The organism is Paenibacillus sp. 453mf (assembly GCF_900116105.1).
Classification (GTDB): Bacteria; Bacillota; Bacilli; order Paenibacillales; family Paenibacillaceae; genus Paenibacillus; species Paenibacillus provencensis.
This window is the reverse complement of sequence record NZ_FPAC01000003.1, coordinates 60,883-82,431: the sequence shown is the minus strand read 5'-3', so window position 1 is coordinate 82,431 and position 21,549 is coordinate 60,883. Positions and strand designations below refer to the sequence as shown.

Annotated in this window: 18 protein-coding genes; 1 reads left to right on the top strand and 17 read right to left on the bottom strand. The window is 47.3% G+C overall.

All coding sequences use genetic code 11. The features are described from left to right. Positions 1–745 precede the first annotated feature (745 nt). Positions 746–1,987 (bottom strand): S1C family serine protease, encoded by a 1,242-nt coding sequence (locus BM415_RS16465; RefSeq protein WP_091159936.1) that lies wholly within the window; start codon positions 1,985–1,987, stop codon positions 746–748. Positions 1,988–2,453: 466 nt separating this feature from the next. Here BM415_RS16465 and BM415_RS16460 point away from each other — a divergent pair, with 466 nt between their 5' ends. Continuing rightward, the gene (locus BM415_RS16460; protein ID WP_091159934.1) at positions 2,454–2,660 is read left to right on the top strand and encodes a hypothetical protein; all 207 of its coding nucleotides are present in this window, start codon (positions 2,454–2,456) and stop codon (positions 2,658–2,660) included. Here the strand turns inward: BM415_RS16460 and BM415_RS16455 are convergent. The 16 genes from BM415_RS16455 to BM415_RS16380 all read right to left on the bottom strand — a co-directional run bounded on the left by BM415_RS16455 (position 2,629) and on the right by BM415_RS16380 (position 21,401). Then, positions 2,629–3,435, bottom strand: a complete 807-nt coding sequence (locus BM415_RS16455) for an MBL fold metallo-hydrolase (RefSeq protein ID WP_091159933.1) — start codon at positions 3,433–3,435, stop codon at positions 2,629–2,631. The genes BM415_RS16460 and BM415_RS16455 overlap by 32 nt on opposite strands. Positions 3,436–3,460: 25 nt before the next feature. Continuing rightward, positions 3,461–4,189 carry a two-component system regulatory protein YycI gene (gene yycI, locus BM415_RS16450; protein WP_091159931.1) on the bottom strand — a complete coding sequence of 243 codons (729 nt, stop codon included), beginning with the start codon at positions 4,187–4,189 and terminating at the stop codon, positions 3,461–3,463. Between the two features lie 61 nt (positions 4,190–4,250). After that, positions 4,251–5,531, bottom strand: coding sequence for a YycH family regulatory protein (yycH, locus tag BM415_RS16445; protein ID WP_091159929.1), 1,281 nt, complete (start codon positions 5,529–5,531; stop codon positions 4,251–4,253). After that, on the bottom strand, positions 5,532–7,355 hold the full coding sequence (walK, locus tag BM415_RS16440; RefSeq protein WP_091159928.1) for a cell wall metabolism sensor histidine kinase WalK: 1,824 nt from the start codon (positions 7,353–7,355) through the stop codon (positions 5,532–5,534). Then, a complete protein-coding gene (gene yycF / locus BM415_RS16435) occupies positions 7,356–8,081 on the bottom strand; it encodes a response regulator YycF (protein WP_091159926.1) in 726 nt (241 codons plus the stop codon). It lies immediately after the preceding gene. A 161-nt stretch (positions 8,082–8,242) separates the two neighbouring features. Further along, positions 8,243–9,721, bottom strand: coding sequence for a peptidoglycan DD-metalloendopeptidase family protein (locus BM415_RS16430; protein ID WP_091159925.1), 1,479 nt, complete (start codon positions 9,719–9,721; stop codon positions 8,243–8,245). Positions 9,722–10,014: 293 nt separating this feature from the next. Continuing rightward, a complete protein-coding gene (locus BM415_RS16425; protein ID WP_091159923.1) occupies positions 10,015–10,782 on the bottom strand; it encodes a hypothetical protein in 768 nt (255 codons plus the stop codon). A gap of 231 nt (positions 10,783–11,013) precedes the next feature. Further along, positions 11,014–12,300, bottom strand: a complete 1,287-nt coding sequence (locus BM415_RS16420) for an adenylosuccinate synthase (protein WP_091159922.1) — start codon at positions 12,298–12,300, stop codon at positions 11,014–11,016. Between the two features lie 420 nt (positions 12,301–12,720). After that, a complete protein-coding gene (gene dnaB, locus BM415_RS16415; RefSeq protein ID WP_091159920.1) occupies positions 12,721–14,082 on the bottom strand; it encodes a replicative DNA helicase in 1,362 nt (453 codons plus the stop codon). 1 nt (position 14,083) lies between these two features. Continuing rightward, positions 14,084–14,527, bottom strand: a complete 444-nt coding sequence (gene rplI / locus BM415_RS16410; protein WP_091159919.1) for a 50S ribosomal protein L9 — start codon at positions 14,525–14,527, stop codon at positions 14,084–14,086. Next, positions 14,524–16,527, bottom strand: coding sequence for a DHH family phosphoesterase (locus BM415_RS16405; RefSeq protein WP_091159917.1), 2,004 nt, complete (start codon positions 16,525–16,527; stop codon positions 14,524–14,526). Before BM415_RS16405 ends, rplI begins: the two co-directional genes overlap by 4 nt. 11 nt (positions 16,528–16,538) lie before the next feature. Beyond that, entirely contained in the window at positions 16,539–17,465 is a 927-nt protein-coding gene (locus BM415_RS16400; RefSeq protein WP_244533476.1) for a DUF2232 domain-containing protein, read from the bottom strand. After that, on the bottom strand, positions 17,462–17,764 hold the full coding sequence (locus BM415_RS16395) for a MazG-like family protein (protein WP_091160260.1): 303 nt from the start codon (positions 17,762–17,764) through the stop codon (positions 17,462–17,464). The genes BM415_RS16400 and BM415_RS16395 overlap by 4 nt, the downstream gene beginning before the upstream one ends. Before the next feature lie 130 nt (positions 17,765–17,894). Further along, the gene (locus tag BM415_RS16390) at positions 17,895–18,326 is read right to left on the bottom strand and encodes a CBS domain-containing protein (RefSeq protein ID WP_091159914.1); all 432 of its coding nucleotides are present in this window, start codon (positions 18,324–18,326) and stop codon (positions 17,895–17,897) included. Positions 18,327–18,453: 127 nt separating this feature from the next. Then, positions 18,454–19,551, bottom strand: coding sequence for an LCP family protein (locus BM415_RS16385; RefSeq protein WP_091159912.1), 1,098 nt, complete (start codon positions 19,549–19,551; stop codon positions 18,454–18,456). A 254-nt stretch (positions 19,552–19,805) separates the two neighbouring features. Beyond that, positions 19,806–21,401 (bottom strand): MFS transporter, encoded by a 1,596-nt coding sequence (locus tag BM415_RS16380; protein ID WP_091159911.1) that lies wholly within the window; start codon positions 21,399–21,401, stop codon positions 19,806–19,808. Positions 21,402–21,549 lie beyond the last annotated feature (148 nt).

Sequence of the window (21,549 nt, the reverse complement as noted above, 5' to 3'; positions counted from 1 at the left end):
TCCATGAAGAAGAGCTTGTTCAAGGTGCGTTCTGTCCATTCCATCCTATTCCTATCTTACCCTGCAAGCACCTACCCTCATACAACTTACACACCAAAATAGTATATGCACCCTGTATCCATCCATCTATATCATATTCCAACCTGTGCTGCGTTCTAAATTCAGATGATTCAAATATCACTCCATTTATTGTAAAATAGTAGATGATCAATTTCCGAGGGGGGAGAGCCCTATCCATACAGATCTTAATTCTGCCTTGATAGCTACGTTCTTTATTCTAAATGCGCTGTATTATTTTCTGTTCTCCTGGATCTTTGAAGTAGAAAGATCCGAGCCAGTGGAGAGAACAACAGCCTTGAAGATAATGGACATCGCAAGTGCTCTAGTTTCAATAACCCTTATCACGGTTTACATAGTCATCATGGAACAACCAAACGCCTTAATTTATTTCAATTTCACCCTGATGTATGCCTATTCTACGTTTAGAGAATGGAAATTCAATCGACCCTCAAGAGAATATACACGCACATTGGCATTATGTATCTTCAGTACCGCATACACCGTTACTGCCTTCGTCGTCTACCACTAAGTCAGCTACAGCTTCGCTTAGACCATTCATTCAATTGCAAATACGCACCTTGATCCACGCAAAAAAAGTCCGACATGATCATGTCGGACTTCAGCGAAATGAGACGGAGAGGAGCCACTTCCTAAGCTTCTACTCCCACCATCACTTCCACCATATTCATTCTACCGGCTTATCCGCAAGCTTCACCGTTGCTTCCTGCAGCTTCCCATCCCGGTAATAAGAGATGACCATCTCATCCCCGATCTTTTTCTTATCGTACAGGTACTTTCGCACATCCATCGTTGAATGAATCGGCTCGCCGTCAAATTCAACGATCACATCATTCAGTTTAAGCCCCGCTTCGCTTGCCGGTCCGGATGCCTCCAGCACCAGAGCACCTTTCTCTACCGAATCGGGCAGCTTCAGCTCCTTGCGCTGCTCCTCGTCAAGCGGTGCATAGGAGTTCGACAGGTCAATCGTGTACACGCCGAGGAATGGTCTAGATACCTTGCCATCCTCCATCAGATCGGTCACAATCTTCATCACATCTTCCGTAGGAATGGCGAAGCCCAAGCCTTCAACACCCATATCCGCAATCTTCATCGTATTGATCCCGATCAGCTCGCCCTGCATGTTAATCAGCGCACCGCCGCTGTTGCCCTCATTGATTGCTGCATCGGTCTGAATGACGTTCTGCTCCCAATCATATACTCCGTCCTGGTTAATCGATACAGGTATCATTCGGTTCGTATAGCTTACAATCCCCGAAGTCATCGTACCGCCAAGACCCAGTGGATTGCCGATGGCAAGCACCGTTTCCCCCCGGCGGATCTGCTTCGAATCACCGATTTCGACCGTCGTATGGATGCCCTTGCTGTCAATGGACAGCACCGCTACATCACTGATTCGGTCCTTCCCGATGAGCTTTGCCTCCTTGGATACCCCATCCACCGTGACGGCCTCCAGATTATCTCCACTGTCCACAACATGATGATTGGTCATAATATAGGCGGTATCGCCTTCAATCTTAAAGATAACACCTGACCCCAAAGCCGCATCCTCTATGCGAGATCCGTCTATCTCACGATGGCTGACAATACTGACGACGGCAGGCCTTACCTTGTCACCGGCAGTAATAATGCGTTCATACGGGTCTCCTTGCACTGTTCTGAGTGAGGTCCCAGAGAAGGCGGTCTGAGCATCCCCCGGCATCACAACCAGTGCAAATAGACCGACAGAAACAACCGCACTAATGACCGAGCTGATAATTGCAACTTGAAGCATGGAAAGAGAGGAGGACCCTGATGTACTTACTGTTTTTGGCCAGAATCGCTTATGGCTGATTCTTACCCGCCCTATAGATTTCCCGGTCCGTTTCGATACTTTGGTGGAATAAAATTCGTCATCAAACAAACCCATTAAATCCTCTCCCCTTCGTATCACTGCGCATCAAGACCTGTTCTGATCGCCTTAACACTTGTTACTCTTGTTATATATAAATCACCAATATCAAATATCATAAACATAAGGGATCTTCAGCCCTTACTAATGGCATTTTGCATATTCTCACTATATAAGACACTTCTTTGTACAAAAAGTTTCGAAGAACTTTTTCCACACAACAACCGCATCGTGATAACATCATAGACGTATACCGACATATACCTTATTTTCACCAATAAATAGAAGATTCAAGCAGTATATCAATCTTTTTGATAGTTTTTATAAATAGAAAACCATTAAAAAAGACGTGGTTAAACAGCCTTTTTAGCATACCACGGCTCTAAATTTCGTTACAGAGGAAAAAAAAGGAATGATTCCATGCTCTCCTGACTACAATAGAATACAAGCCGAATTAAAGAGGTTAATAGAAGGAGGTCTACGTATGAATCGTGTCTACTCTGCTATGGAAGAGATCCAAATGGCAGCCAAACTGGCTGATCTGAGGGAAGAGCATTATCGCAATACCCTCGCCCTCAGTGTAATCATCGAGCTGCTCGTTGAGAAGAATATCCTCACCCGTGATGAGGTGGAGAAAAAAGCAGCCGAGCTCGACAGCTTTATGGAGAGCCCACCTTATCCCACGGTGTAGGCCGGTCATAATACGTCTCGCACAGCTGAAACTCGCTATCCTTGTAGAAACAGCCCCGGTCCTCCATCGCACCGCGAACGGTCATCTTGGCCAGCTCCATCATATTATGATCCCGGCTCAAGTGTGCTAAATACGCGCGTTTGGTTCGTCCGTTCAGCAGCTCACTGAGAGCCGCACCCGCTGCCTCGTTCGACAGATGTCCCAGATCACTCATGATACGGCGCTTCGTATTCCACGGGTAACGTCCCATCCGAAGCAGATCGATGTCGTGATTGGATTCCAGCACAAGAACATCTGCATCCGATATCGCAAGCCTAACCTTATCGCTCATATAACCGAGATCGGTGGCTACGCTCAGCTTCTCTCTGCCATCATAAAATGAATACCCCACCGGCTCGGCTGCATCATGAGAGATTCCGAATGATTCCACACGCAGTGACTCAAACTCACGGACCTCTCCGCTCTCCATGATCTTGATATTCTCCTCCGGAATTTTGCCAAGCGACTTGTGCATCGCCTTCCAGGTATTCGTATTTGCATAGATCGGTAAATTATATTTGCGTGCCACTGCGCCTAGTCCTCGAATGTGGTCGGAATGCTCATGTGTAACCAAGATTCCGTCCAGCTGAGATCCAAGCATGTCCCGTTCAAGCAGCAGCTCGTCTATTCGTTTGGCACTCAGGCCAGCATCTATTAATAAAGCTGTATCATCATTGCGAACGACAGTCGCATTACCTGTCGATCCGCTCGATAATACGGTAAAAGCGATCCCCATAACTTAAAACTCCTTACGGTTTTACTTACTTCGGACTAATAACCTCTCCACTGATGCCCTGCACATAATACTGCTGCCCGCTCTCGAGCACGAATCGCCATGCAGGGGCTGCGACCTGGCTGTCCGAGTTGAACTCTTCCCCATAATATCCGAGCTGAATATCTTGAACAACGGCTTCATCCGGCAAAAATAGTTCAACCAACGTGCCAAGCGCCTTCGAAGCCGGAAGCACCTGTTGTTCTTCTTCAAATGTCGACATTTCAATAGGTGACTGCTCATAAGCAGTTATTTTCTGATTGGAATAATACAGCGCAAGGTCCACATGGAACAATGGCCATTTCTGGTCAGCCAGCGGATGAAGGATGAAACGATCCAGCACATCCGGATTGGCCAGCGGATCGAGCTTATATTCCGCAATGTTTGGAATAAATGGCTGCAGTGCTGCTTCCATTTCCTGCTCAGAGAAGATCAGCTTGCTGTCGATCGGCTCTTCCAGTTGAATCGGCTTTGCTGCCTTACTCCCATTCACATACCGATAGGTTAGCTTGGGCATAGCAGGTGTTTCACTTGGAATGGGAGCGAGAATCTCGATTCCCTTCTCTTCCATGAGCCGCTGCGTGCTTTCTCCCAGCGAGGTGAAGTCCAGACTAGACCCTGCAGATTCCCGCGCACCCATCCAGAGCTGATATCCGAGTACCAGATTAAGCAGCAAAAAAGCATAGATTAACACATTCTTAGCACGGCCCCAATCCATTCCCTCACCTCATTTCATTATAGACCTTTGACACCACAAGTCCAGGGTAACCGGAGCGAGATCAAGAAGATGGAATGGCTCTCCCCTGTCCGCTGGCCAGTGTGACTTCCCATACCGGAACAAGCTCCATGCCGGCCTCTGAAACGACCGGCTGATAAGCCGGATTCAGTCGAACCACCTGCTGGTCGCCGGCCACGCCCTTGATTCGTTCAGCCAGCTCTTCTCCATAAGGAAGCTGCACCATCTTCTTGCTGACCTCCTCGTCTTCTTCAAGATACAGCAGCGAACGTTCATAGGTGGATACAAGCTCCTTCTGAACCTCGAGTCGCATATGTTTATACCCATACTCCGGCAAATCCAGAACCGGATAGCTCTCGTAATACGGAAGCAAATGAACTTGGGTACTATCGCCATCTGAATCAATTTGCATCCGGTACGTTCCATTAAATCCCCCATGCTGATTAACAAAATCAATCGCCGCAAGGGTATCCTTCGTCCGATCACCCTCGCTCGCCTGCACGGCTGCGGGATCATTATAGCTGATCCAGCGCTGATTGAAATTCACCTGCAGGCTGCGCTTGCTGTCCGTATAGATTTCTGATCCATCCTTCTCCTGGATGTTTCGTGTCATGCTTGGATCGAAGAACAGGCTCCGCTGCATCTGCTCCACGGTGTATTGCTGGGTTCCCAGCTCTACCTGAATCATCTCCAAGGCCTCTTCGGGAAGGTAATATCCTTCACTGGTCAGCCTATAAGGAGTCCAGCCTGTCCCGAAGTCTACATGCTGCTTGATGTCCTGCACGGTCAGATCCACATCGGCAGCTTCATATACCACGTCTCCCTGTGAACTAAAGAACAAGGCACGTGCCTTGTCATCGCTGTCTGTATATATCCATATTTTATTAATGGTCTCGGCTTCAAACAATGGATCACTGCTAAACTGCATCACCCTTTGCAGCAATGCCACCGGCACCCCGCCTTCGAATGACAGCTCAATTCCCGGGTTCTCTTTCTTCAGCTCATTCCAGTTCTCCGAGCCCACACTCTGCCGCTGGAATTCTCCGAAGCTGCGCCCCGCAAGACGCGAATAGATCAGCTGATAGAAGGTGGATTCCGGATAGAAGAGCGTATGCCGATCTTCACCCATGTGAATAACCATATGATCAGGGAAGATTATATTCTCGATTCGCTGCTCCTGACCCATATTCTCAGTCTTAATGTAATTGGATTCACTTGTAACAACCGAATAGCTGCCCGGAAGCCGGTAGATGAGTAAATAGCTCTGGAACAAGCTTGCTGTGATTAAGATCGCGAGCACAACCGTCTTGAATCGTTCCTTCATCTATAGCTCACTCCCTTCCTGCTCCAGCGGAAGTGTAAAGGTCACTTTCGTCCCTTTGCCCAGCTCCGATTCCAGCTCAATGTCTCCCCCATGGGCTTTGACAATCTCGCGTGCAATGGATAGTCCGAGGCCGGTTCCACCCATGCTGCGCGACCTTCCTTTCTCAACACGATAGAATCGTTCAAATATACGGTCGATATCCTTCCTCGGTATGCCGATGCCGGTATCTTCGACGGATACAGCGATTGTATCCCCCATATGAGTCGCGGATATAGTAACGCTGCCGCCTTCATGCGAGTACTTCAGCGCATTGGACACCAGGTTGTCCAGCAGCTGATCAATCTGATCCCGATCAAGCGGCACCTCCGGCACCTCCTGGTCCACAATAACGGCCACATTCATATACTTTTGCTGCATTTGGAAGGAGAACCGGTCGGCTACCTCATCCAGCACATCCATCATCACGGTGGGCTGCTTCCGCAGCGGAGCTTCATTGGAGTCAAGCCGGGATAAATGAAGCAGGTCGGTGACAAGCCGAATCATCCGCTCGGTTTCATTTTGAATAACCCCGACGAATCTTCCCCCGAGCTCTGGATCCTTAATGGCTCCGTCATCCAGCGCTTCTGCGTAGCTCTTAATCGTCGTCAGCGGTGTCCGCAGCTCATGAGACACATTGGCCACAAATTCTCTCCGTGATGCCTCCAGCTCTTCCTGCTCGGTGACATCCTGCAGCACGATAATGGCTCCTGTTCTCTCCTGATCGCGCCGCTGCACAGGCGTAAAGGTAACCCGAATCACCACCCAATCGTTCTGACCGGACGGCTGGATTTGAAGCAGTGTTGACGCGGTAATCCCGCTCAGCATTGTCTCTGCTTCTTCAACCTCAAGCCCGAGCACAACGGCAAAATGCCTGCCGCTCATCGCAGCTTCTTCCCGGCCCAGCATCGTGCTTGCCCGTTTATTGACCAGAATGATACGGCCAAGCTCATCTGTGGCGATAACGCCGTCACTCATATTAGCCAGAATCGAAGACAACTTGTCCTTCTCCTCTTCATTCTCAGACAGTGCCGTTCTAAGCTGGCTCGTCATATAGTTAAAGGTGCTGCTGAGCTGCCCGATCTCATCCTTGCCGAGCACAGGCATCTTGGTGCTGAAATCTCCTTCTGCCACGGCGTTGGCCTTGCGTGTAAGCTCCTTTATGGGGGCTGTGATGGTATGAGATAGAATAACGCCAAGTACAGCCGTCAGTCCAAGTGCGATCAGCACCCCGGAGATGAATATGTTATTGATCCGCTCCATCGTCGTATACAGCTCATTCATTGATGCTGCGATATATACAGCACCTACAATTTTGCCCCCAGACGAAACGGGCTTGGCCACGACTTTTTTGCGGACATTGTCTTCATCAATGATATTCTCTTCGTTGTCACGGATTCCTTGCAGTGCACGGCTTACCACCGTCTGCGTGTTCTTCCGTCCGATATAATCGTTATGCGAGCTTAGTGTCGTCGTCAGTACTCGCCCGCTGGCATCCAGTACCTGAATTTCGGCTCCGTTGATGTTAAAGAGATTGTTGACGAGCGTGCCCAGATTCTCTGTGCTGTCCTCATTTCCCTCACTGTCACCTGTAACCAACGCTTCAGCAACCAGAACAGACAGCATTTCGGCCCGTGCATGCAAATCCTCTGTAAAATTGCTTGTGAGTGATGTCTTCATGGCACTAACAAAATAAACCCCGATCAGCTGCATCGCCACCAGAATAAGCAAGACATATACAATGATCAGCTTCGCCTGCACCGTGCGGAAATAAGAGGTCCATTTCATCTACAAGACTCCGTTCTTCGATCCCCGAATCAAGTACCCCAGTCCTCGGCGGGTAACAATCGTTTCCGGTTTGCTCGGATTCTCTTCAATCTTCTCCCGCAGCCTTCGGATTGTCACATCGACCGTGCGGACATCGCCAAAGTATTCAAATCCCCATACGGCCTGAAGCAAATGCTCCCTTGTCATGACCTTGCCTGCATTCTTCGCCATATAATAGAGCAGCTCATACTCTCGATGCGTAAGATCAAGAGCTTGTCCATTCCTGTAAGCAGTATACATATCTGTATCAAAATAAAGATCGTGCAGTCTTAGTCCCTGTGACTCTTCCTCCGTCTGAGGAGGCTCCGCTGCTGTCTCTGACTTCTGCTGTCTTCGCATCTGCGCCTTGACTCTTGCAAGCAGCTCACGTGTACTGAACGGCTTCGTAACGTAGTCGTCTGCTCCCAGCTCAAGCCCAAGCACCTTATCAATCTCGGAGTCCTTTGCTGTCAGCATAATAATTCGAGTTTCCAGCTGAGCCCGCACCTCACGGCATACATCCATTCCATCCTTGCCAGGGAGCATCAGATCAAGCAAGATCAGATCCGGCGTTTCGGATAAAGCAAGCTCAACTGCCTGAATGCCGTCAAATGCACAGATAACCTCGTATCCTTCTTTCTCTAAATTAAATTTCAGGATATCTGCAATCGGCTGTTCATCATCGACCACTAGAATCTTTCCCTGCATACCGTTCGCCCCACCTTTGATTTTGCGTCTATGACTGTCTTTTTTATAATCGTATACTCATTCTAACATACCTAAACTGGCAACTTCACTAGGTGAAAAGGGCTCTTTCATCCGCTCATGAAAAAAGCATGATCTGCCTATACAGATCATGCTTTCCTATTTTAAGGGAGATATTTCATCGGATTTTGCGCCACACTATTCTTCTTGATCTCAAAGTGAAGATGTGTGCCCGTGGAACGTCCCGTATTTCCCATAACTCCAATACTTTGGCCTTGTTCAACAATCTGTCCTTCTTTGACACCAATGCTGTCCAGATGACCATACACCGTCTCGTATCCATTTCGATGATTAATGATAATGACGTTGCCATAGCCGCTTTGCTGTCCTGCAAAGGTCACGACGCCTTCGTCAGAAGCGGTAATGGATCTGTTACCCACGAGATCAATTCCTTTGTGCTGCTTGCCCCAGCGCTCACCGAAGCTGCTGGTTATCGTTGCATTGGCTACAGGCCACTTGAAGATACCGCTGCCTTCACCCGTTACCTTCGTCCCCTGAAGAACGACTTTGGACACCGAAGCCTCAATCACTTCCTGTCCGAGCCATTCCTCTTTTACCACTTCGCCATTTTCTTTGGTGATCCGATACTCGACCTGCTTGAGCCCGGATTGTCCTTCCCGTACGACCTTGGTAACACCCGATTTGAGTTCGTCTGTTTCACGGATCTCCACCTGGGGTTCGGTCTCAATTTCTTCGACTACGTTCTCGACCGTCGTTACCGTAAGCGGCGGTTTAGGAAGCACGAGTGTGAGCTCGTCTCCAATCCTTAGACTGTCTTCTTCAAGTCCAGGATTCAGCTGTTTGAGAGCATCAATCGTCGTGTTGTGATGCTGGGCGATATAACTAAGCGTATCTCCCTCTCTCACTACATACACCGTCTTCTGCTCCTGTCCTTCGGTCAGTCGTTCGATAGCTTCATCACTGGAGAGGATCTTGCTCGGTTCGGTCTTCACTTCACTGAGCACGACCTGCTCTTCAAGCTCGACAGATTCAAGACTTACCCGCTCCTCTTGAGGAGCCTTGGAATCCTGAGAAGATAACATAGCGACTGTTCTGATCTTGGAAGCGGGCTGAGCGGCTTCTTCCTCAGCTGTAATATATTTATTTTTAACACTCTGGATGATTTGATCCGCAGTTTTCTGATCTTTTACAATCCCGATGGTCTCGCCATCGATCTTAAGCTTAACACCCTCCGCATATCCGGTCAGTAATCCATCCAGCTTACTGAGTGTTGCTTCGCTATTAATCTCAGGCTTATATGCCTGCTCTTCCTTAAGCTCAACATCACTGCTGTCCAGCTGCATAAGAGCATCAGGATATTGCTGCTGTAGCTCTTCTGTCTTACTCTCGTACAGCTTTGAGATTTCATTCTCACTCTTGACTGCTCCGATATACTCTCCCTTAACATAAACATTGTAATAAGGGATCGTATTCGCAGCTACATACGTTTCACTCGCAAACCCTGCTGACATGGCAACAAATAGTCCTGCCGCCGTTACAAGAAGCCATTTGCGTGGCTTGGATAATTCCTTTTTCGGTAACGAGTTGTCAGAGTTACTCATGTTGTCTTTCATACTGCTCATGATTTTCTCCTTTTCTCTGTCCTTTAAAAGTCAAGCTATATTATTACTCTTCATTGCATCACTTATGAGCCATTGTATTCATAGTTTCAATCCAAGCGGTAAACGATATGATTAAATGTTCAGTCCTCACTTATCGCTTTGATTACTTAGATATATGAAGAAAAGGTTGCTAAATAGTATCAAAAATTTAACCTTTTGCTCACTTGTTTACTTTACCACAGCCGGAAGGACCAGATCAACTCACCAAAACATACCAAAAACCCGCGCAAAGCACGGGTTTCCTGAACTTTCCTTTAAGGTGTCAATACGGCCATCAGCTCATTATATTCTTCCTCTGTTAAATATTTTGCAATCACTTGCTCCATGTTCTGCAGCTCTGTCTCCGTTAAGCCGTCTTCCATGGTACTGGAGATTTGCTGCATCTCATCGGCAGGGATTTTATTCATGAGCAGCTCAAATACAGCAGTCTTATCCTCGGTGGAGATGGAGTCCTTCTGATCTGTAATGTCCTCTGGTGTGACGACAACCTGGTCATCCGGTTCAGCTGTACCTGCCTCGGCTCCTTCTTCTGTTGTGCTTGAGGAAGAAGGAGGCGCTGACGAGCTGTCCGGCGATCCCCCTTCACTGGAGCCCTCATGATCTGCGCTGCTAGACGCTTCATTGTCTGTCCCGCCGCCGCTTCCGTCCCCGCTGGTTGAATCGGTCTCATTAGGATCAGCCTGACCCATATCCGTCTTGTCTGTAAGATTCGTTTCACTGCCTGTATCTGTATTACCGTCTTGATCTCCTTCTGGGTCTGTTCCATTCGTAATCAGGTCTGACCCGCTGTTACTGCTATCAGGGTTCATCCCTGTGCTCTCGGAAGTGTCCGATGTATTCATCCCCAGCGCACCTTGGAACACTGCGGCGAGATTGTTCGGCGCTCCATCCCATGTAATATTAAAGCTAGCCAGCAGGGAAGAAATATAAGATTGCACGATTAGTCCTGTTGTCAGCAGGGTCAGAGTGCTCACCAGGATGACGGTCAGCAGCAGCTGCCCCGTCCATTTCAGCCATTTCATTATGTTTACGCCTCCTCCTATCTATCTCCCTCTTCGCAATCTAGTAGATCAACAAAGAAGGCTATAGCCTCAGTATTGACGTAATTCTCCCTATTCTATCCGTCCGATTTCATATTTTCACAGCAGCATTGTACTATATTAGAAAACATACCAAAAACCCCCGTCCTTTCTACAATAGAAAGGACGGGGGTTCTGGTTATAACTATGAAGCAATCTACAGATTCCTATAGATTAAACATAGATTGGCAATACTTGATTCGTTTGCTCACGATTACGTCCAACCGAGAAGATCGCTATTGGAATGCCTGTCAGCTCCGATACACGATACACATAATTGCGAGTGGTTTCCGGCAGATCTTCAAGCGTCTTCGCTCCGGTAATGTCCTCGCTCCAGCCTGGCATTTCTTCATATACGGCTTCACATTCAGCCAGCATTTTGAGGCTTGCCGGATAGTGAGTAATGAACTCACCACGATACTTGTATCCAATACAGATTTTGACGGTATCAAGACCCGTAAGTACATCGAGAGAGTTCAGGGACAATCCCGTAATACCGCTGACACGTCTTGCATGGCGAACAACAACGGTATCGAACCAACCAACACGGCGGGCACGTCCAGTTACCGTACCATACTCATGACCTTTCTCACGAATGTAGTCTCCTATTTCGTTATTCAGCTCTGTAGGGAAAGGTCCATCACCGACACGAGTCGTATAGGATTTCGCAACCCCGATGACTTGACTAATCTTCGACGGGCCAACCCCGGAACCGATACATACGCCGCCAGCCGATGGGTTGGAGGATGTTACATATGGATAAGTACCTTGGTCGATATCGAGCATAACCCCTTGTGCTCCTTCGAAGAGCACCTTCTTGTCTTCATCAATCGCATCGTTAAGAACAACAGAGGTATCCGTCACGTACGGACGAATGAGTTCCGCATACTCTAGATACTGTTTCAAAATTTCTTCTACATCCAGCGCCTCTGCACCATATACCTGCTCGATAACTTGATTCTTCTCTTTGACCATGTGGCGAAGCTTTAATTCGAATTCCTCGGCATCCATCAGGTCAGCAATGCGAATACCGTTACGTGCTGCTTTATCCATATACGCAGGGCCGATTCCCTTACGTGTCGTTCCGATCTTGTTCGGACCCTTGCGATCTTCCTCAAGGGCATCCATCACCATATGATAAGGCATAATGACATGAGCACGGTCACTGATCACCAGGTTCTTCGTTGAGAAGCCATTCTCATGAATATAATTGATCTCTTCCAGGAGAGCGGCCGGATTTACGACCATGCCGTTCCCGATGACACACTTCTTATCCTCATAAAAAACACCGGATGGAATCAAGCTGAGCTTGTATTTCTTACCGTCAATCAGAATGGTATGACCGGCATTGTTACCACCCTGGTACCGTGCCACCACATCGGCGCTTTCCGCAAGATAATCTGTAATTTTGCCTTTGCCTTCGTCTCCCCATTGTGTACCCACAACGACTACTGTTGACATGTTCATTCCCCCGTAAGTGTCTTTTGCACTCCTTATTTTCTTAACACAAGAACTTAAACATACATTAAACATCGATTATTATATTGCAGCCACCTCATGACTGCAGATCTCGCAGACACTAGAATGTCTTAGATTTCACACGATAACGAACTGCCCTCATATCATGGCAAAAAGCCCTACCTTAATCGCCATGCCCTCAGGACATGACTGTTGCTGTAAGGTTTGCCACAAAAAGCAGCAATTCAAGTGTACCAGTCGCTCCTAGCAAAGTCAAATAAAAAAGCGAACATTAAATTATAAGTAAAATTTATCGTTCGGGATTTGCCAAACAACACGGCGTAAAATGACAAAATCCACTGCCCGGTGCTATCAGCACACGAGAAGTGGATTAGTAAGTCTAATCGATAGGGATGTGCATCGTTACCCGGCAAAGGCATCGGTATGCACACGTTCATAATTAACGAATTTATTGAAGTTCTTTAAGAAGACCAGCTCAACGGTACCCACCGGACCATTACGCTGCTTGGCTATAATAATCTCGATAATATTCTTCTTCTCCGTCTCCTGATTGTAATAATCGTCACGGTATAAGAAGGCTACGATATCTGCATCCTGCTCGATTGAACCGGATTCCCGCAGGTCACTCATCATCGGCCGCTTATCCTGGCGCTGCTCAACGCCACGGCTGAGCTGTGATAGTGCAATGACCGGAACATCCAGCTCCCGCGCAATCTGCTTAAGTGTACGGGAGATTTCCGATACTTCCTGCTGCCGGTTCTCGCCGGCTTTGCCCCGTCCTTGAATCAGCTGCAGATAGTCAATTACGATCATCCCCAGCCCTTTTTCCTTCTTCAGTCTGCGGCATTTTGCACGAATATCAGCCACAGTAATGCCTGGTGTATCATCAATATAAATTTCTGCTTCTGACAGGGCGGCGATGCCCATGGTCAGCTTGGACCAGTCGTCATCACTCTTGAACTCCCCGTTCCGCATCACACCCGCATCAAGATTGGCTTCAGCACAGATCATACGCTGTACAAGCTGTGCTGCGGACATCTCAAGACTGAAGATGGCTACGGTCTCGTTCGCTCTAACAGCTACGTTCTGAGCAATATTTAGCGCAAATGCCGTCTTTCCTACGGAAGGACGGGCAGCGACAATGATGAGGTCATTGCGCTGGAATCCGCTTGTCATCTTGTCCAGATCTACGAAGCCCGAAGGGATGCCTGTCGTATTGCCCTTGTTCTGATACAGCGACTCTACCTTCTCAAAGACCTCCATGACGACATCACGGATGGCGATAAACCCGCTGCTTGAGCGCCGGTTCGAAATCTCCAGAATGCGACGCTCAGCATCGCTGAGCATGCCGGATACGTCTTCGCCTCCTGCATACCCTTCGCTGACGATCTGGGTCGCTGTACGAATAAGTCTGCGCAGCATCGATTTTTCCTCGATAATCTGCGCATAGTAATCGACATTGGCTGCTGTCGGCACCGCATGTGCCAGCTTGGCCAAATAGGTTACACCACCGATCTCATCCAGCTGTCCTTTATCCTGCAAGAGGGAGGTCAGTGTAATGAGATCAATGGGCTGATTGCCTTCTCCAAGCTCAATCATCGCTTCATAGATCAGCTGATGCGGCTTGTCATAGAAGTCATCGGTCGTCACTCGCTCCATCGAAGTGATGAGTGCTTCCGATTGAATAAGAATTGCACCTAGAACCGCTTGCTCTGCTTCCAGGTTTTGCGGCGGAACACGATCAAAATAAATCTCCCCGCCCATCTTATTCCTCCGTTACTTGGACCTTGAGCGTAGCTTTGACATCAGGGTGGAGCTTAACCGGAACCTGAGTCACTCCCAAGTTACGGATCGGCTCGTCCAGTTCAATTTTGCGTTTATCCACTTTGAAGCCTTGCCCTGCTAGTGCTTCTGCAATCTGCTTGCTCGTAATCGCTCCGAATAGGCGTCCGCCTTCCCCTGCTTTTGCCTTCAGCACGGTTGTTGCCTCTTCCAGCTTCTTGCCGAGTGCTACCGCGTCGTCCTTCTCCTGCTGCTTGCGCTTCTCTTCAGCCGCGTTCTGGTTCTCTAGTGTTTTCATATTGCCATCGGTAGCCGCACGTGCTAAACCTCTTGGCAGCAAAAAGTTAGAAGCATACCCTTCGGATACCTCTTTAACTTGACCTTTTTTCCCTTGACCTTTTACATCTTTTATAAAAATGACTTTCATTCGAACAACCCCTCTTCCTTCTCGATTTCAGCCAATACTTCCAGCAGTTTTTCTTCTGCTTCCCCAATTGACATTTCCAGCTGTACGGCAGCATTGGTCAAATGACCTCCGCCTCCCAAGCGTTCCATGACAACCTGTACATTCATCTTGCCGAGTGAACGGGCACTAATGCCAATCACGCCATCCGGCCGTTCACTGACGACAAATGAAGCAACGACATCCGTCATGTTGAGCAGCGAGTCGGCTACCTGTGCAATAAGAAGCTGCGGAATCACCTGTCCGGGCTCCGTCACAGCGACCGCAATATGCCCATACATCATTTTAGCATGTTTTATGATCTCTGCTTTCGCAATATATTCCTGTAAATCTTCCTTCAGCAGCCGCTGAACCAGCATGGAATCCGCACCGTTTCTACGTAAATATCCGGCCGCCTCAAACGTTCTTGATCCGGTGTGCATGGCAAAATGCTTCGTATCCACGGTAATTCCGGCCAGTAATGCCGTCGCCTCGAGTGGTGTGAGCTGCAGCTTGTCATGAATATACTGCAGCAGCTCTGTAACAAGTTCTGCTGCAGAAGATGCATACGGCTCCAGATAAATCAGCACAGCATCGTTGATAAATTCCTCACCTCTGCGGTGATGATCTACCACAACAACCCTGGAAATGGAGTCCACAAGCTTCGGCTCAATCGTCATGGATGCCTTATGTGTATCCACCACAACGAGTAAGCTATGCTCAGTCATCATCTGCATCGCTTCCTCAGGCAGAATAAACGCCTGCATCAGCTGCTCATCCTTCTTCACCTGCTCCATTAAACGATCAATGGATGGGTTCGAAGAATCAAGCACAATATAGCACTCTACATGGTATAGATTAGCAGCTTTCCATAGTCCAATGGAAGCGCCGATCGCATCCATATCTGGCATTTTGTGCCCCATAATGAAGACACGATCGCTCTCCTGCATCAAATCACGCAGGGCATGAGCAATCACTCTGGCTCTGACCCGGGTTCTCTTCTCAACCGCATTGGTCTTGCCGCCGTAAAAAGAAAGCCGTTGTCCTGCCTTCACCGCGGCCTGATCACCGCCCCGGCCAAGCGCCATATCAAGGGATGACTGAGCCAGCTCACCCAGCTCTCTTATATTCTCTGATCCGAATGCGAGTCCGACGCTCAGCGTCATCGGTACTTTCAGATCGGCCGTCATCTCCCGAATATTGTCCAATATGACAAATCTGCTCATCTCCAGCTGCTGAAGCGAGCTATAATGAAGCACCATCAGATATCGTTCGGACGATAATCTTCTTAAGTAGATATGATAATCCTTAGCCCAGGCTGTGATTTCACTGGCAACACGGGCAATGAGTGCCGTACGCTGCTGATCATCCATCCCCTGAGAGGCTTCATCCAGATTATCGAGCATAATGATGCCCAGTGCAATTTTTTCATTCTCGTATTTCTCTCGCAAGGTGGCGAGCTCTGTTATTTCATAAATGTAAATGAGTCGTTCTTCCGGATAATGAAACAGCTCATAGACCCGATCTAGTGTCTGATACTCAAATCTGATTTCATGAGCGCTCCCATGAGCACTCTCCTTGTTGCCTTCCTTCTTATCCTTCTGCTTGAAGGGAAGCTGCGGAAAAAAAGAAGTCAGCTCACTCCCGATCAGCGTCTTCTCTTCAAACATTCTGGATACATAAGGATTATGCCATTCAATTGAACGATCCTCACTATACAGCACGATTCCAAGCGGGATGCTCGCAGACACTTCGCCTTCAACTCTTTTGATACGAAGATTCAGACTGCCCATGTAATCGACCAGTTCTCTTCGAAATACGAACTCTTTCTTGACCATGATATATCCGAGCAGAGCGATAAGAACGAAGCAAACCAGACCCAGCGGCCAGTTATAAGCAACCAGAAATGCATCCAGTATTAATAATAAAGCAAACGCCCAGACGGTCTGATAACCGTGCCAACGCTTTAACAGAAATTTAGGCATCATGGTTCATCCTATCGTTTTGGTTTCGAAATGGCTTCACGGAGCGGGAAGGCAAGGTCTATGATTCCGATAATCCGCATGGGTCCAATCAGAAACGTGGCTACAGCGAGCAGATATGGAATGACCGGATGCCATGCTCTCGCGTGTGCAGCAAAAAAGAAAAATCCGATGGCTTGAATCATGAAGCAGAAATTAATCAGCGGTGAAAAGTTAAGTGCAATCATCGTCAGAAAGCTATTTTCTGTATTGCTAGCTACCAGCTGAAGAATAATCCCCAAGAAATAGTACCATATCAATGACCTCGGTAATCTCCACTCACGTATTGGCTTAAGCTGGTTCACCCGAACTCCCATGCGGCCAAGAATAGGACGGGCAATAACATGGGTTAGAGAAGCCATCACCAGTGAAGTAACGATAAGCGCAAAAGGAATCATCTGAACAGTGGCGCTGCTTACCGCCTCCGCCATTTCTTCATCCATAACCAATCCATTCGTCAAGGCGTTGTTACCACCCGATTCAGTTACCGGAGTCATCGTAAACTCAATCGTTTCACGAATATATTCAGAGAAATCAATTTGAAACAAGGTTGTGCTGATCAGAAGCAGCAGCAAAAATTCAGCTAGAATTGTACCTGTGCCAAGCACCAAGGTGTTTAACGCAGGCTTTTGCTTCTTATAACAATGCCCGATAACAATTGCTGGAATTAAGAAAAATATCCCGAAAATTAAATAAATCGGACTTATGATTAGCCCAATCAAGAGTACAGGTATAACGTGTACTAAGAATGACTTCAAATTTAATGAGGTATAAAGTATAACCCCTGGCAAAATAATCAGAAACACACTAATCACTGTTAAAGGAGTTAACAGAGATAATAATAGAAGCAGATAGATAAGACTCCACACAGCTGTTTTCCAGCGGAATTTCAAAATGTTCACCTCTTACGCATATGGTCTTCGAGAGCGGAAATGTCCTGGTACCAGTCCTCAAGCTGGTGACCTTCCTTCTTGTGGTTCCTAAGCTTCTCAACGAGCAGGTCATCCATATCTCTAAACGATATGCCGAGCCTCCGTCCAAGAATATAACTACTCATGATGAGACTCGCAAGGCTATCACTTATTCGAGCGTTGCTGCCTTCCCATAAAGCCTTGAACAATCGTGACACTTGATCCAGCACTTCGGTTTTCAGCCATTCAATCACTTTTGCGCGCTTTGCGACATCTAGTTCTTTTGGCATGCTCATGCTCGTCACACTCCCGTAAAATGCTTTATTCTCCATTATAGCATAAGGGAATACCCATAAAAAGGCGACCTGCGGTCCTATAACTTATAGGATGTAGTCATTCTCTTATGAATATGCCTGCAAGTTATAAATTCACATCTTTCACTGAACCTCTGGACATGACATCTTCACAATACTCAATGATCTGGCTCCGTCTCACGATACCGATGAACCGCTGCATATCATCCACGACAGGAACGAAGTTCTGAACCTTCGCCAGCTTAATCAAATCCTCCATATTGGCATCAATGGATACAGGCTTGATATGTAAGCGCAAGGGTACATCCTTCAGCACATATTTTGAAGCGTTTTCAAATGTAATCTCTCCTCTGGAATTCTTCATATGCCACAGCAGATCGCCTTCTGTCACCGTGCCTTCGTATTTACCATCCTTGCTGAGAATCGGTACTGCTGTAAATCTGTGATATTCCATTCTTTCAAGTGTTTGTCTGAGCGTTGCATCCGAGGTTACTGTCGCCACCTCCTGTTTGGGAAGCAAGAAAAAAGCAATATTCATATCGAGTTATTCCTCCTCTTTACACACAATTATGAGAACAACTTCTTATTCCATTATATTCATATAAGACAACAAAATCAGCACCCGACTAAAAGAATGTCGTTAGTGCTGATTGTCGTACATCTATTTATTGGGACTGAGAAGATGCAGTTTCGTTGTTCTCTGTAACATTGCTCTCGGTTTCGTCTTCTTTATTAAAATCTTCCGGTTTGAGCAGCGTTTCTTCCGTTGTACTCGGATCAAGCCAGTTCGCAATCATTTCTTTCGAATACTCATAGTATTTCTCGTCAACTTCGGTATAGAATATACCGTCATCCTTTCTTACCCCTTCACCCATCATTGTGAAACTTAAAATTTCCGGGTTTCCTTGTGTAAGCACCTGCTTGGCGAGGTTAATAATTGATGTAGGATGAAGGTCGGTCTGGAAGTTATCTCCCATAATATCAAACAGCTCTGGAATTTTGGAAATTTGACTCACGTTCAGCATGCGGTTTGCTACAGCATTCAAGAAGATCTGCTGTCTTTCTGCACGTTTAAAATCGCTGTCTTCGCGGTAACGGATATAGTATAATGCCTCTTCACCGCTGTAGACCGGTTTACCGCCTTCGATTGTAAATTGCACATGATTCGGATTTTTATTAACGATATCTTCTGTAATCGGGAGCTCTACGCCGCCAATGGCATCCACAACCTTCTGTATGGCCATAAAGTTAACTGTCGCGTAATTATTTACCTCATATCCGAGGAATTTCTCAACCGTGTTGATCGACATATCCTCTTCACCAAAGGCAAAAGCATGGGTAAGCTTGTCGTAATCATTCATGCCGTCCTCATCCGCATCATGTCCAACAATCTCCACATAAGTATCGCGGGGAATGGAGACGAGCAGAACCCGGGATTCCTGAGGGCGAACCACTGCGTAAATGACGGTATCTGAGCGGCCTCGAGTCTTCTCATACGGTCTTGCATCCGTACCTAACAGCAATACAGAGAAAGGCTCATTCTGATATACAACAGGTTCAGCGCTGGCGCTTCCAGATGGTTTATATGATTTTTCAAGCTGGTTCTCTACCGTGCCTGATAAGAATAGATCAAAAGCGGCTAAAGCAATCTGTTGACGGAACGGATAAGCGACCGCGACTATAACGACAAGAGTCAGGAGGGTGATGAGTAAGCCTCTTCCTCTCCTCTTTCTACGATACCTGTTTCTGCTTCTAGATCTCATAGTTCATTCCTTCTCTATTGGATTTGTAGATTCGTCTTATGTGAAAGCAACGTCATAACAGTATAATCAGGCATGCTTCGCCTTAGTAAAAGTCTCTCTATTATGATGGCCTATTATTTTTCATCCTGCAACTTGTACATTTTGCTATATTACCATAATAATCAGAAGTTAGGCATGCTGCAAATTGTCATATTTAGTCGAAGAAGAAGCCCTTTCCGAGGAAAGGGCCTCTTCTCTTACGATTTTAACGTTCCTTATAGATTCGATATCTGTGTGCTCTGGTCCCTTTGACTTCGCTTCTTGCTGCGAATTTTGCCTGTCACTAGTGTTGCTGCTGCCGTAAGGAGACTGAAGATCAGAGCCGACCAAAATAATCGACTATATCCTTGGTTCACGGTCAGTTCAAGTGCCTGTGTTAAGGCATCCGTGACGGAGGCATCCGGAATTGAAGCGAAGGCTTCACGAATGGAATTGACATCAGTTGTAGCCATCTGCGTTTCCCCCATATATTGCTGCATTACAGCGGGATCTGCCTGAATTCCCTCTTCTGCAAAACTCGCCTCTATGTTGCCACCAAAGCCTGAGAAGGAACGAGCGAGAAAGCCCGCGAATACGGTGGGTGCGATTGCCATCGCCATTTGCCGGAACAATGAACTGGTTGCAAGCGCAATGCCGCGTTCTGAGTCCTTGGCATCCTCGGTAATGAGCACATTGACCGGCGCTCCCAGCATCACACTAAATCCAAGCCCGACAAACAAGCTTGAAATAACCATTTCCCATAAGCTGTCGACCCATAGCGCAAAGAGAAGAAATCCAAACGCACTTATTAAACCGGCTACAGTTAGTGTCCAGATAGGCCCTTTCCGATCTACATACATCCCGCCAAGCACGGAGCCGGCACCAGCAGCAAGTGCGAGCGGAGTAAACCAATACCCGGATGCCGTGCTGGATACCCCAAGATACTGCTCCACGAATCCCGGAATGAAAATAACAGACGCCAGAATCGCACCCGAAAAAAAGGCAATGAGCAGGGTCCATAAAAAGGCCGGCACTCGAAGCATTTGGGTTGAAATCACAGGACTTGCTCCCTGGAGCTCCATTCTTTTTTCCCAATAATAAAATAGAATCAGCATGATCAGCCCGCCAGCTAAATATCCATAAAATCCAGGCTCACCCATGCTGCTGAGTATACTGACTCCCTCAAGATTGGTGAAGCTGAACATGACGCCGAGCACCCCTAAGGAGAGAAAACTGACACCGATCCAATCCATCTTCGCTGTACTCAGCTCCTGCTCCTCATGAATGAACTTGTAGCCAAGAAGCAGTAGAAGAATCGCTATCGGTACATTAATGAGAAACAGCCAATGCCAATTGCCCGTAAGCTGAAGCAGCAGAGAGCCCACATTGGGCCCCAGTACGGCAGCTACTCCATTCATCGCACCAAGCATCCCTAGCGCCCCTCCTTGTTTTTCTTTAGGGAAGGTACTGAGCACATAAGAGCTAGCAATAATAAATATTCCGCCACCACCTAAGGCCTGTATAATCCTTGCAGCCAGGAAGAGGGTGAAATTCGGGCTCAACGCGACGAGCAAAGATCCAAGCCCAAATAAAGCAACTTCAATCATAAACAGCTTCTTCCGCCCGTATCGATCCGACAGCTTGCCTGCTATCGGTACGCTTATTGCCAGGCCTAGTGTGTACAATGTAATTGTCCATGCTCCCCAGTTCGGCGATACACCGAATGAGGCGTTCAGTGTTGTTAAAGAGGAAGTAATAATGCCATTATCCAATGCCGCCATAAATACACCGACCGCAAAGATAATGAGCGGCCATTGTAATTGCTTTTTCATCCATATCCCTCCGAAACCTAGGATTATAACTCACTGTCCATAATTAACCCAAGAGTCAATTATTATCATACCCCTATAAATCCAAAAGTAAAGAAAAAATGATGTGAATGAATCAATTTTATAAATCATTAAATTAGGTAAATTTCAA